Genomic DNA, 12268 nt, shown 5'->3' on the forward strand with positions numbered 1-12268 from the left:
AAGAACAATAAATTCCCATGCCCGTGCGTTCCAGCGATGGATTCTTGTCCGGCGTAAAAATACAGATAAGGGATTTCACGTTCTCCCGTGAAATCCCTTCTTCAACATATAGCTGCCGATGACGTTAACGATGCCGTACAAGACGACGGACATGAGCGCAAGCATGCAGATGCTTACCATGACCATATTCATCTGGAATACTTGACCCCCATAAATAATTAAGTACCCTAATCCCGCCTTCGACGACAGAAACTCGCCCATAATGACGCCTACGAGCGTCAATCCGACGTTAACCTTTAACGTGGCGATCAAATTCGGGACGCTTGCGGGCAGCATCACCATTCGCAGCATCTGCAGCCTCGTCGCGCCGAACGATTCCATGAGCTGAAGCTTCGTCCTCGCGAGTTCCTTGAAGCCGTTCTCCACCATCATGATCGTGACGATGAGCGAGATCGCCACGGCCATCCCGTAGACGGAGTACTCATCGCCCAGCAATATATAGAAAATCGGGCCAAGCGCCACTTTAGGAAGCGCGTTCAGCACGACCATATAAGGCTCCAACACCTTCGAAGCGTAAGTCGACCACCAGAAAAGAACGGCGATCAGCGTGCCCAACACCATGGAGACGACGATTCCGATGACCGTCTCGGTCGCGGTAACCCGGGTATGCATGAAGAGGGAGCCTTCGAACCCGAGTTCGCGGAACGTCGTCACCAGCTTCGACGGTTGACTCGTCAGCAGCGGGTCGACCCATTTCAATCTGGCCGCCAGCTCCCATAAGCCAAGGAAGGCGGCAAGAATCAACAAGCGCGACAGGAGTATACCCCACCACGCCCGCTTCTGCGATTTCAAGTAACGGCTATAGCCGGGGGACGGATCGGGTCTTTTATCTTGAGACGATGGCATGCCCATCAAGATCCTTCCATATGGAATTGAAGTATTCGTTGTACTTGCCCGCCTCCCGTTTCTTCCACGGAGACAGCCCTTCGCCTTCCTCGAACCGGATCGGATAAGCGGCGATGATGGAGCTCGGCCGCTTCGACATGACGAGCACGCGGTCGGCCATGCTGATCGCCTCCGAGATGTCGTGCGTCACGAGCACCGCGGTTTTGCCCTGATCCTTAATAATTCGGAATACGTCCTCCGCCAGCGTCAGCCGGGACTGATAGTCGAGCGCCGAGAACGGTTCGTCGAGCAGCAGAATGTCCGGATCGGTGACGAGCGTCCGGATGAGCGCGACGCGCTGGCGCATGCCGCCGGACAACTGATCCGGATTGTGTCCGGCGAACCCGGACAATCCGTACCGTTCCAGCAGCTCGCGTGCCCGCCGTGCGGCCCGCTCTCGGTCCATATGCCGAATCTCCGCGCCGACGAGCAGGTTGCTCAGCACGTCCCGCCATTCGAATAGATGGTCGCGCTGAAGCATATACCCGACTTTCGGGGAGACGCCGTCCGTCTCGCGACCGTCGATAAGCACGCGGCCGGAAGTCGGCTTCAGCATACCGGAGATGAGGGAGAGCAGCGTGCTTTTGCCGCAGCCGCTCGGCCCTACGATGCTGATGAACTCTCCCGGCTCGATCTCCATGTTGACGCCGCGCAGCGCTTCCGTCTCTTGCTTCGGGGTGAAATAGCTCAGACTGACGTCACGCACGCCGATTATGCTCATGCCGATTACTCCACGTCGATCTTTTCGGCGAATTTCATATCGGCGACGTCGTTCAAGTCGCTCACTTTATCTTCCGCCTTCAGAACGCCGTTCTCGATCAGCACGGCTTGCAGCGAATCGAATTGATCCTTCGTCATGACCGGGTCGGTCGTCCACGTGCCCTGCTCTTTGTACCGATTAACCGATCGAATGATCAGTTCGTTGGACGTTCCTTCGAAGAACGGGGCGAGCGCCTTCGCGATATCGTCATCCGATGCCGTCTGCAGCCATGCGGCGCCTTTAGCCACCGCGTTGGAGAACCGCTGAATTACGTCCGGATGATTCTTGATATAATCCGAAGTCGCTACGTACGATGTCTCCGGGTAATCGCCGTACGCTTCGCCCATGGAAGCCGCGTAGTACGCTTTGCCTTCCAGGATCAGCGTCGATGCGACGGGCTCGAACAGCTGGATGTAGTCGCCTTGGCCGCTCGTGAACGCTCCCGCGATCGCCGGGGAAGCGATGTTCGTCACGACGTTAACGTCTTTGACGCCTTCCTTGAGCAGCGTCGAATTGAGCACCATCTGCGGCGAGCTGCCCGGACGCCAGCCGATGACCGTCTTGCCCGCCAAGTCGCTCCACTGGAAGTCGTCGGCCGGTTCGCGTGACAGCAAGAACGATCCGTCCTTCATCGTCAACTGGTAGAAGATTTTCAGCGTCTTGTCGCCTTTCTGATTATGAATGTAGATGGCCGTCTCCGGACCGACGAGCGAGATGTCCGCCGTTCCCGCGAGCAAGGCTGCCGCGCCTTTGTCGGAGCCTTGGGCCGTATTCAAATCGAGCGCGATGCCTTCTTCCTCGAAGAAGCCTTGCGACATGGCGATGTAATGCGGCGCGTAGAAAATCGAACGAATGACCTCGGAGAACTTCACGGTCGTCTGCTCCGATCGGTTATCGTTGTTGCCCCCGCAAGCCGCCAACACGACGATCATGATCGCCGTCAGCGCAAGCGATGCGGTCTTCCTCCATCGTTTCATGGGCTAATCTCTCCCTTGTCGGTATTCCGGTGTAATAACAATCTATGGTCGTTCGCCCAGTCAGGTTCGGGATTTCGCGATTTTCATGCTCCATTCCCGTCCGGTTGCGGTTTGGTGCAATAGCCATAACCAATTTCGCGCGTTAAGCTGGATTATCGCCTAGTCTATGTGCGGAGGAGGTTATCGGTTCGGCGTTACGCAACCTCGACACTAACTGCAGGAATGGCAGGTATTCCAATCGAGGGGATACTCCTTGACCTGTAACGGTACGAAGTGCATTTAGTAGGGTAGAAAATGCGAGTTCTGACGGTTTCGGCGATAATGAGATGTATTCGTGGAACTAGAATATAAAGTGGACACCCGTTAAGTGTAACTAGATAATTACATTAACGAGAAGAGGTGTCCTGTATGGAAAAGCAAACACGTAATCGATACACAGAGGAGTTCAAAAAGAGAACTGTAAAGTACATTTTGGAGCAATCCAAGACAATGCCGGAGATAGCCGGTGAATTGGATATCTCAGCTGGCGTATTGCACGGTTGGAAGCAAAAATACCGTACTGAGATCCAAGCTGAGATGCAGACAGAGATCCAAGCCTCACCAGATAAAGTCCGTCAATTGGAGCAACAGTTGCGAGAGATGGAGTTGGCTAAACAAAAGCAAGAAGCCTTGAATGCTGACCTGCAAGAGGAGCTTGCTATTTTAAAAAAGGCTCTGCACATCTTCGGGAAAGAAAGGAACTAAGGTTCCAATTCATCGAAGATCATCGCTCTGAATTTCGATTGGAGAAGATGTGCATTGTGCTAAAGGTTTCAAGGAGCGGCTACTACAAGTGGCTTTCTGAGAAGGCTAATTTGAATCGGTACCAGCTCCGGAGAAAGGCTCTGCTAGCGCGTATCTCTTGGCTATTCCACGACAATAAAAAGCGTTATGGAAGCCCCAAAATTACGGACACGCTGCGCAAAGAGGGGTGGCAAGTCTCCACCCGTCTTGTCAGTAAACTGATGAAGGAAAATGGGATGCGTTCTTGCGTCGCCAAGAAGTTCCGGGTTTGCACAACAGACTCGAATCACAGTAATCCGATTGCACCAAACCTGCTCAAGCAGAATTTCAAAACCACTGCACCGAACAAAGTTTGGGTAACCGACATCACCTATATTCCCTGCCGTGAAGGCCGCCTGTATCTCGCCAGCGTCCTTGATTTGTACACTCGTAAAATCGTGGGCTGGCAGCTTGGAGACCGCATGACAGAGGATCTGGTGCTTGCAGCGCTAGACAACGCATACGCCGCTCAGAAGCCTAAACACAAGCTCATTCATCACTCCGACCGCGGATCGCAGTACACGTCAGACGAATACCGCAAGCGATTGAAGAAGTACAGAATGAAAGCCAGTATGAGTCGCAAAGGGAACTGCTACGACAACGCCTGTATTGAATCATTCCACAGTGTGCTGAAGAAAGAGTTTGTTTACTGTACGAAATTCCATACTAAAGCGCAGGCGCAACAAGAAATGTTTGAGTATATTGAGCTGTTTTACAACCGCAAACGAATTCATGGCACCTTGGGATATATGTCGCCTACGCAATTTGAAGCGTTATATTACAAACGCGTAAGTTAAGCAATTCGGGGTGTCCACTTTCTTGACTGAGGTCCATCGATGCGGTTATTCAGTAGAAAAATGACGATAAGGTGATAACGAACTGTACTCCGTGCAGTTGAGGTAGCGAGGAAGGCTATGAGCTGTCGGTCAGATGGATGATCAAGCCGGGGAGTGTGTTTGGGCAATTGAAGAACAACGGGAGATTCCGGCGTTTTCTGCTCGCGGCTTGCCGAAAGCGAGCCGGGAGGTCTGATAGCTCTCACTTGCCCACAATTTGCTGCAGAAGGCTGCAATGGACCAAAAACGCGAAAAGGCGGCACAGGGATCCGTAGCCACCATTTCTAATAAATGACATCTTTGCGGTTATCTTTATTTAAATCTGGACTTCAAGCTCATGAGATACTTGACGAGCACGGCGAACGCGCCGATATAGTAGCCCGTCAGCACGATCCAGCCCGTCTCGTCCATCGCGGAGATGGCAGCGAGAATAAAGAGCGGGAGCACGCATGCGACGATATCCTTCAGATAACCGAGCACGGGCTCGACGGATATTTTGCCGCCGCTTGTCAGCGATTTCAATAATCCTGCGACGAAGTCGACCGCCATGGCGCCAAGCACGATCCACATGGCGACCTCCATCCAATGCGTTAATGTTCCTGTCACCTTGCATCACCTCCTTATTGGAGGAATCTAGCTTGATAACAGCATATGTCGAACGATGCAGGGTTGTACCTCTCAGCTTGGAAAATAGTCAGCTTGCCCGGTCGTAAAACAGCAGGTAATCCTCGGCCATCGAAGTCCAATAAGCGCCGTCATGCTCACCCGGTTTATGATGATACTGTACCGATACGCCTTTCGATTGCAGCAACCGATAGAGCTTTTCCGCCCCGTCGTAGAACTTATAATAGTCTTGGTCGCCGCAATCTAGATACACTTCAAGGGTCGATAGATCCAAGGCTTCCGCGAGCAGAAGAGGATCGCGTTCTCTTCGCACCTCGTCAGTCGGATACAGAAAAGCCTTTAAACCGTTCACCCCGCCGGTCGTGGACCAATCGTCGACGAATATCGCGGGGCTATGTCCCCCAACCTTGCCGAATAGGTCCGGGTGTAGAAAAGCCGTATGCAGGCTGATGAATCCGCCCATAGACAACCCGCCGATCGACCTTCCGCTTCGGTCGGCAATCGTACTGTAATTCGCGTCTACGTAAGCCACGACGTCCTTGGCCAAATAATCCTCGTACTTGCCCTGCGGCGAGTTAATCCCGTAACTGTTGTTCATTGCCGGCATTACGATAAGCAGCGGCTTAATTTTCCCGTCCGCAATAAGGCGGTCGGCGGTTTTGCCGATGCCTAAGCCGGTCCAAGCCTTCTCGTCCCCTCCGTACCCATGGATAAGATATAAGACCGGGTAACGTTGCTCCGGATCGTAATTCGCCGGAACATACACGTTCAGGTTCATATCCCGAGCCAGCGCCTCGCTTCGGAATGAGACCTGCTGCACGGTGGACGCGGAGAAGTCCGCTGCAGTCGTCATAGCGGGCGATGACGCCTTTTCTTCGTTCCCGCTGCATGATGCCAATACGACAGCGAACATCGCTAATAAGAACCTTATCTTCAGACCAAGCCTCACGTTAACACCCCCAGGAAATTTACCGATTGCGTATTTAACTTCATCGCCGTATAGGCCGATCATTTACGGGTACGATAGTGGCGTAGCATGATCGATGGAAGCAGGTGAAAGGCAATGGCAAGAAGAAGAAAACCGCTCGTGCCGGAAGCGGAGCAGGGCTTGCGCAGCTTCAAGGCGGAAGTCATGCGCCGAGAAGGCTACGACGTCGATCCGGCGAATCCCGACGACGTGAAGTACGAAGTCGCCGAGGAGCTGGGCATTCCGCTTGAACGCGGCGGCAGCAACGGCAAGCTCACGACGGAGGAAGCCGGACAAGTCGGCGGACAAATCGGCGGGACGATGGTACGCGAGATGATTCGGCTCGCGCAAGAGAAGCTGCTCAAGGGCAAATAGCCCGAGCAGCTTTCTTGCGCGTTTGAACCGTCCTCAAATCCATTCCATGTACTCGAAGCCGTACACCGAACCGATCGCCAGCGCGATGCTCCATAACGCAAGGCTGATCCCCATCCATGCCAACACGCGAATTCGCGTCGAACCGACGGAGAGCGCTAATATCGCCGCAATATCGGTGCCTACCGCAATCGGAGCGACTATCGCGAGTGCCGGTAGTCCGTAACGTTCCCACAAATATTTGGCCCGCGTCGTTCTCTTCGAAGGCCGGTCTTGGCCTCTTCTCCTTCTGCGCCGCTCTCTCCAAGCGTCGAATTGACGGAAGAACAGACAGAGCAGCAGTATCGTTAAGATATTCCCCGCGAACCCGATGATACCGACGCCGATCGGCGACAATCCGCCCGCGATGCCTAACGGGATGACCAAGAATACATCGATCCAAGGCGCCAACGCTAAAAAAAACAAAATGAAATACTGCCAAACGACGTCGACGCCGTTCAACCACTCTGCCATGAACATTCACCCGTTCCTATCCAATCTATGGCCACGTACGAAAAAGAGCACAACACCTTTGCGTCATGCCCTTCGCAACTTCTTATTCGTTCAACGCGCGATACCGCTTCAATAGATCCTCGATGTTAACTCCGTCGATCGTAAGTCCGGTTATTTCGCAGCCTTCCAACTTCACGTTGGCAAGGTTGCAGCCTGACAAGACCCCGCCTTTGAATGAACAATTCGTAAACGTTACCGACTCCGGATGAGACTCGGAAGAAGGGTCCGCAGGATTATGGAATCCGATATTGGACAATCGCGCGCCGCCCCATTGCGCTCGATCGATGACGAGTTCGCTTATGTTCGCGCCCGTTATCGCCGCTTTGGTCAAGTTAACATTGTTGAAGGACGCACGCGCAAGATTCGCGTCATCGAATTTGATGCCTTCGACATTGCTGCAGGAGATGCTGGATCCGTCTACGTTCGATTTAACGACCTCTAGAATCTTCCTATCGTTTTCTACTCGCAAGCGCATAGAACGTCCTCCCCCAGTAGAGTTAACCTCTTAGAGTTTACCAGTATTTGCTTGTCCAGGCAATAAGTGAGCGGCTGCATGCAAAAGGGCACGACGCCTTTACGCGCCGTGCCCCTTGCCCATAATACGCTTAAGGAAGCACAACTTCCTTCTGCGGTTGGAGAGTAAATGTCAATGGAATGATTGGCGGACGTTGCTCATGCCCGGTCACTTGAACGTCCGCTTCCCAGGCGCCGTCAGGCAGCACGCGGCGAACAGAGTTTAGCGTGCCTCCCCAAGTATAGCGAAGATCGTTGATAATGCCGATTGCGGTCGGATTACGGCCGGACGCCTGATCCACCGTGCCGATGAATGCAGGCTGGCGATTGTAGATGCCGATATAAATGGCGACATGAGATATATATTTCTCGCCGGTATATGAATCCGTCTTATACCAGGTCAGAATATCGCCGATCCGTAGATTCTCCGTTCCGGCTAGCGCGTTATAGACTCTGCGGTCCGCATATACGGCTGTCGTGGAATAGACGCCCTCAACCTTGGTGCCGACGGAATCGTAGTTTCTTGCGACATCCGTTAACGAATAGCCGAAATCCCCATAAACAAGGGATACGAACTCGGAGCAGTCGGCAATGCCGTAGTTCAGATAAGACTTCCAACCGCCTCCGTATACGATATAGCCGTTCTCCATATACCAGAACGCCCGCTCGACCAGGCGGTCCGCAGTGCTATTCTTGATACCGGCGTTCGCCGCACGATACTGATCTACCAGCAGTAATTCATCCATCATATAATCGTCGTAGTAATTCTGATAGTATAGCAAAGCTTGCTCAGGAGTTTTAGCATAGGCGCCCCATACCGTAGCAGGCTGCATCGAGAACACAACGACCGCCGAGAGCAGCAGCAATTTCGTTCTGGATAGGTTTCTCATATCAGCTACACGTCCCTTCAATTATTCACAATGGATTTGTCCAAACGGGGCGATACATGGAACGACCTCTCAATGTCCACCTGCTCATTATTGGAATACCCAAAGCGATCCTCATGAATTTCGTCCGATGTAGCTGTTGTTTTTCCTATCGTCCGAGAGCACCTAGCCTATTGAAATTATTCACCTCCGTTACAAATGGATTCGCCTACGATTTTGTCGATTAAATCTCAAATATTGGTAATTACAACTCGATTATACATTCTTCAACTCTCATTTTATATACTGAAAAAGAAGTAAATTCGGAGGGTGGCGAAGAGGCTAAAGAACTATTACGAAAGTCGGATTCGTTATCGCGAGATAGCTAGGCCCGTTAACGTCTAGATCACTTCTCTCCGCTTATGCAAGTGCAAGTATAAAACAAGCCCGGTACCGGCGCATAATGCCGCGCACAATCCAATGAAGCCGTAACCGGCTTGAAGTCCCCGAAGCAGGCTCGAAGGGGAATCTTCGCCGACCATGCGTTCGACGAGATCCGTGACTCCCCCGATCAGGTAATTGCCGATGACGCTGCCCAATCCCATCAACGTTACGGTGAACGTGATGACCGTATCGCTGCCTTTCGGATATCTCTTCGCGATGAACGCCATTACGGTCGGGTAGATCATCGCGATGCCAATGCCGGACGCCGCAAACAGGAACGCTGCGTTCTCTCCGCCGAAGACGGCAACGAACGTACATATTGCCGAGAAACCCGAGAAGATAACGAGAGAGAGCACGAAGCCGATCCGATCGGTCAGCGGGCCAAGCAATAGCCGAGCCAGCGAGAAGCATAAGAAGAAGATGGATAGCATCCCCGATGCATTAACGGTGTCCCAATCGTAAGCCTTCTCCAGGAAGTTAACGAGCCACCCCCCGACCGCCAGTTCGGACACGACGCCGAACGTAAGCACCAGCACCGTCAGCCATAGCACGCGGTCTCTCAGCATCGCCTTAAGCGGGATGCGGTCTTCGTGGGAAATATCGTCCCCCGGGAAGGTGCTGCGCATCGCTATGACAATCGGGATGACGGATAACAGGAGCATCGCCATATACATCCCGCGCCAATCAAGCGTATGATCCGCGATCGTCACCTTCATCAGCCCGGTTGCAATCAGCGGAGCGACCGTCGAGCTTAGGCCGTAGAAGCCATGCGTAAGGTTCATCATCATCCCGGTGTTCTTGACGAAAATACGAGCGCTTAGAATGGCTAAGCCGATCTCCAGCATCCCGTTGCCGATATACATCAGGAAATACGATGCCGCGAACATCGAGTAGTAGTGGGAAAAGTAAATAAGTATGCCGGAACCCATCATCGAAGCGAAAGCAACAACGGTTACCCATTTGATGCCCCATATCTTGGTTAGATAGGCCGTGAAGGAACAGGCGATTAAGTAACCTAACGCGTTCAAGGAAAGCAAGGTACCTAGCTGCGATTCGCTCAGCATAAAGTCGAATTGAATGCGCGGGATCGCCGGTCCTTTAATATTCTCCGAGAATCCGAAAATGACGAATCCGATAAAGATAGTGGCCAACTGCATGGCGTAAATCTTGTTGAACCTGCCCGTATGTTTGGTCAACTTCGAGTTCTCCTAAGATGTCGGTATAGTAAAGAGGAGTATAAGCTTCTGCAGCCGAATAAGTCAATTTGAAAAAGAACCGATCCTACTCGAATCGATCAGGCGTGCTCGTCTCAACCGCTATGGTCCCGTTGCCAATCTTTCACTGCGGCTTTCCCGGCGTGCGCTTTTGGCCAGGCGGCGTGCGCCAGAGCGCAGCAGGATGGACGGCCCCCCTGCTTCCGTCGCTGCACCGGGGGTTCGCACGCTTTGTCCCCTACTAAGTCGCTGCACCGGGGGTTCGCACGCTTTGTCCTCCTCTGGAGTCGCTGCACCGGGGGTTCGCACGCTTTGTCCCCCACTGGAGTCGCTGCATCGGGGGTTCGCACGCTTTGTCCCCCACTGGAGTCGCTGCACCGGGGGTTCGCGCGCTTGTCCTCCTACTAAGTCGCTGCGCCGGGGGTTCGCACGCTTGTCCTCCTCTGGAGTCGCTGCACCGGGGGTTCGCACGCTTTGTCCCCCACTGGAGTCGCTGCATCGGGGGTTCGCACGCTTTGTCCCCCACTGGAGTCGCTGCACCGGGGGTTCGCACGCTTGTCCTCCTCTGGAGTCGCTGCGCACCTGCAATTCTGCTGTTAATCCTACCCCAAATCGTTCGTTTAACCCTTCCTCCTGCAAAATTGCAGGTTTTAGTCCTGCATACCTTCAATGGAGTCACGCGGCTAGCTATCACCTGCACATTTGCATTTATTGATTTAATGCCCTACCGGTTCTATGAAATAACTGTACTATCGCAGGTTCTATTGGTTGGCAGAGAGGGTGGGACTCGCCCCGTCGCAGTGCAGTGCGGCCATATTCACGGTCACACTTCTGATATGTAAATAAAGCCGGCCGATCCTAAGATCGGCCGGCCTCGACTATCGTCTGTAATACTTCTTCCCCGCCAATTCCTCAAGCATCCGAGACAAGTCCTCGGAGTTTCCGGTAACGAAGTCGGCTTTCGGAATCAGGAACGCTTGCATGTTGCTTATGTAAATATAGAAGCTATCCTATCGCCCAGAATCCATAGGCCGCAGATCGATCGTCTTCGATGAAGGCCGTTAAGATCCACATACTGGGGATAACGGATATTCGGTTGGCGGGTTAGAATGCCGGCTCTCTCTGCCTCGATTATTGTATCGCGCCTTCGATCTGACTCTTATGGTGGTTATCGTGGTCGATGAAATCCACGATGATCGGAAGCGCTTTGCCGCGCGTGTCGTCGTCCGCCGCCAGCAGCAACTCGCACAGCTCCTCGCGCGTCGCGCGAAGCTCGTCCAGCAGTTGACCCTTGCTTACGCCCGACTTCGCATATTTATAGGCTTCGGCGTTAAAGGCGTCGAAATCCGGAAACGCGATGTCGCCGCCGCTCTGCACGGTCGGGATCACGTCGGTAATCAAATAACGGTCCCAGCGCATCAAGTGGGCGATGATTTCCGCGGTCGAGGCTTTCCCCTCCGCGATCGGCTTGAGCCAAACGATATCACTCAACTCACTTAGTTTCTCCGTCCATGCGAAATTCGTTCTGAACCTTTCGATTACGGTTTTGCTTTCCGACATGATCGCATCCCTCTTTTCCAGATTGTAGGACCATTATAATATGCGAACATATGTTTTGTATACATCATTTTCCATGTGGTTGATAGGGAGTTGCGACCATCAGGACGTTGCCGTCCGGGTCCTTGAAGTAGAAGCAAGCTTGTCCGCGAATGAACGCGATCCGGTCCACGGTCACGCCATGCGCCGATAAATCCCGGTACGAACGGAACATCGCGTCCGTGTCCGCTTCCTTGAACGCCTTTACGAACGATTCGAACAGCTCCGCGTTCGTTCTCGAGCCCGTCGTACCGCGCTTCCCGGCCTCTTCCGCCAGCCTGAAGTGCGCTTGGTCCGACGCCTTCTTGAGCCGGGTACGCGCCCTACGCAGCGCCGCCTTGACCGCGGTCACCGGCTGACCCAACGCGCTCCCCGTCTCGGTAGGCGTAAATCCGAACACGTCCGTCAGCAGAATCAACACCGCCTGTCTCGGCTCGAGCGTATCCATGAGATATTCGAGCGATTCTCGGACGTCGTATCGGCTCCATTCGGAATACGCTATCGCTCCTAAATCCTCGACTAACTCCGGATGGAACGCGATATGGCGCCTGCGGCACGTATCAAACCAAGCGTTCGACGCGATCCGGTACATATACGGTTTCGTCAGTTCGCGTTCCGGCCAGCGCCGGAATCTTCCGAACGCCTTCACCATGACCTCCTGGAACAGATCCTCGCCTTCCCAATCCGATCCCGCCAGCCTCTTGCAGTATCGGAGCAATTCCGTTCGGTATGCTGCCGTCTGCCGTTCGAATTCTCCTTCTACAGTCGTCCCCATAAGCG

15 protein-coding genes are annotated in these 12268 nt (G+C 53.4%); 3 read left to right on the forward strand and 12 right to left on the reverse strand.

Annotation, left to right across the window (positions count from 1 at the left end):
• Positions 1 to 75: 75 nt before the first annotated feature.
• From COHPA_RS0112255 to COHPA_RS0112265, 3 genes are read right to left on the reverse strand one after another with little or no spacing between them, the layout of a single operon-like run.
• On the reverse strand, positions 76 to 906 hold the full coding sequence (locus tag COHPA_RS0112255; RefSeq protein ID WP_035120743.1) for an ABC transporter permease: 831 nt from the start codon (positions 904 to 906) through the stop codon (positions 76 to 78).
• Positions 887 to 1666, reverse strand: coding sequence for an ABC transporter ATP-binding protein (locus COHPA_RS0112260; protein WP_027086456.1), 780 nt, complete (start codon positions 1664 to 1666; stop codon positions 887 to 889). The genes COHPA_RS0112255 and COHPA_RS0112260 overlap by 20 nt, the downstream gene beginning before the upstream one ends.
• A 5-nt stretch (positions 1667 to 1671) precedes the next feature.
• Entirely contained in the window at positions 1672 to 2682 is a 1011-nt protein-coding gene (locus tag COHPA_RS0112265) for an ABC transporter substrate-binding protein (RefSeq protein WP_027086457.1), read from the reverse strand.
• Between the two features lie 408 nt (positions 2683 to 3090).
• On the opposite strand from COHPA_RS0112265, the gene COHPA_RS0112270 reads away from it, so the two are divergent.
• Together COHPA_RS0112270 and COHPA_RS0112275 are read left to right on the forward strand one after the other, a co-directional pair.
• Positions 3091 to 3426 (forward strand): transposase, encoded by a 336-nt coding sequence (locus COHPA_RS0112270; RefSeq protein WP_027085160.1) that lies wholly within the window; start codon positions 3091 to 3093, stop codon positions 3424 to 3426.
• A gap of 11 nt (positions 3427 to 3437) precedes the next feature.
• Positions 3438 to 4301, forward strand: a complete 864-nt coding sequence (locus COHPA_RS0112275) for an IS3 family transposase (protein WP_245590327.1) — start codon at positions 3438 to 3440, stop codon at positions 4299 to 4301.
• A 351-nt stretch (positions 4302 to 4652) separates the two neighbouring features.
• Here COHPA_RS0112275 and COHPA_RS0112280 read toward each other — a convergent pair whose 3' ends face one another.
• Positions 4653 to 4946: a hypothetical protein gene (locus COHPA_RS0112280; RefSeq protein WP_035119460.1), complete on the reverse strand. Its 294-nt coding sequence runs from the start codon at positions 4944 to 4946 to the stop codon at positions 4653 to 4655.
• Between the two features lie 88 nt (positions 4947 to 5034).
• Positions 5035 to 5817 carry an alpha/beta hydrolase gene (locus tag COHPA_RS0112285; protein WP_027086459.1) on the reverse strand — a complete coding sequence of 261 codons (783 nt, stop codon included), beginning with the start codon at positions 5815 to 5817 and terminating at the stop codon, positions 5035 to 5037.
• Between the two features lie 210 nt (positions 5818 to 6027).
• On the opposite strand from COHPA_RS0112285, the gene COHPA_RS0112290 reads away from it, so the two are divergent.
• On the forward strand, positions 6028 to 6306 hold the full coding sequence (locus COHPA_RS0112290; protein ID WP_027086460.1) for an alpha/beta-type small acid-soluble spore protein: 279 nt from the start codon (positions 6028 to 6030) through the stop codon (positions 6304 to 6306).
• 33 nt (positions 6307 to 6339) lie between these two features.
• On the opposite strand, the gene COHPA_RS0112295 is transcribed toward COHPA_RS0112290, so the two are convergent.
• From COHPA_RS0112295 to COHPA_RS0112325, 7 genes are all read right to left on the reverse strand, one after another.
• A complete protein-coding gene (locus COHPA_RS0112295; RefSeq protein ID WP_035120744.1) occupies positions 6340 to 6816 on the reverse strand; it encodes a small multi-drug export protein in 477 nt (158 codons plus the stop codon).
• An 82-nt stretch (positions 6817 to 6898) separates the two neighbouring features.
• Entirely contained in the window at positions 6899 to 7330 is a 432-nt protein-coding gene (locus tag COHPA_RS0112300; protein ID WP_027086462.1) for a pentapeptide repeat-containing protein, read from the reverse strand.
• A gap of 130 nt (positions 7331 to 7460) precedes the next feature.
• Complete coding sequence (locus COHPA_RS0112305; protein ID WP_027086463.1) at positions 7461 to 8258, reverse strand: NlpC/P60 family protein; 798 nt, start codon at positions 8256 to 8258, stop codon at positions 7461 to 7463.
• 377 nt (positions 8259 to 8635) lie between these two features.
• Complete coding sequence (locus COHPA_RS0112310; protein ID WP_051421840.1) at positions 8636 to 9835, reverse strand: MFS transporter; 1200 nt, start codon at positions 9833 to 9835, stop codon at positions 8636 to 8638.
• 935 nt (positions 9836 to 10770) lie between these two features.
• Positions 10771 to 10890 (reverse strand): hypothetical protein, encoded by a 120-nt coding sequence (locus COHPA_RS26475; protein ID WP_425393706.1) that lies wholly within the window; start codon positions 10888 to 10890, stop codon positions 10771 to 10773.
• A gap of 133 nt (positions 10891 to 11023) precedes the next feature.
• The gene (locus COHPA_RS0112320; RefSeq protein WP_027086465.1) at positions 11024 to 11452 is read right to left on the reverse strand and encodes a DinB family protein; all 429 of its coding nucleotides are present in this window, start codon (positions 11450 to 11452) and stop codon (positions 11024 to 11026) included.
• A 64-nt stretch (positions 11453 to 11516) separates the two neighbouring features.
• On the reverse strand, positions 11517 to 12263 hold the full coding sequence (locus COHPA_RS0112325) for a sigma-70 family RNA polymerase sigma factor (protein ID WP_027086466.1): 747 nt from the start codon (positions 12261 to 12263) through the stop codon (positions 11517 to 11519).
• Positions 12264 to 12268: the final 5 nt, after the last annotated feature.

This window comes from Cohnella panacarvi Gsoil 349 (assembly GCF_000515335.1).
Taxonomy (GTDB): Bacteria; Bacillota; Bacilli; order Paenibacillales; family Paenibacillaceae; genus Cohnella; species Cohnella panacarvi.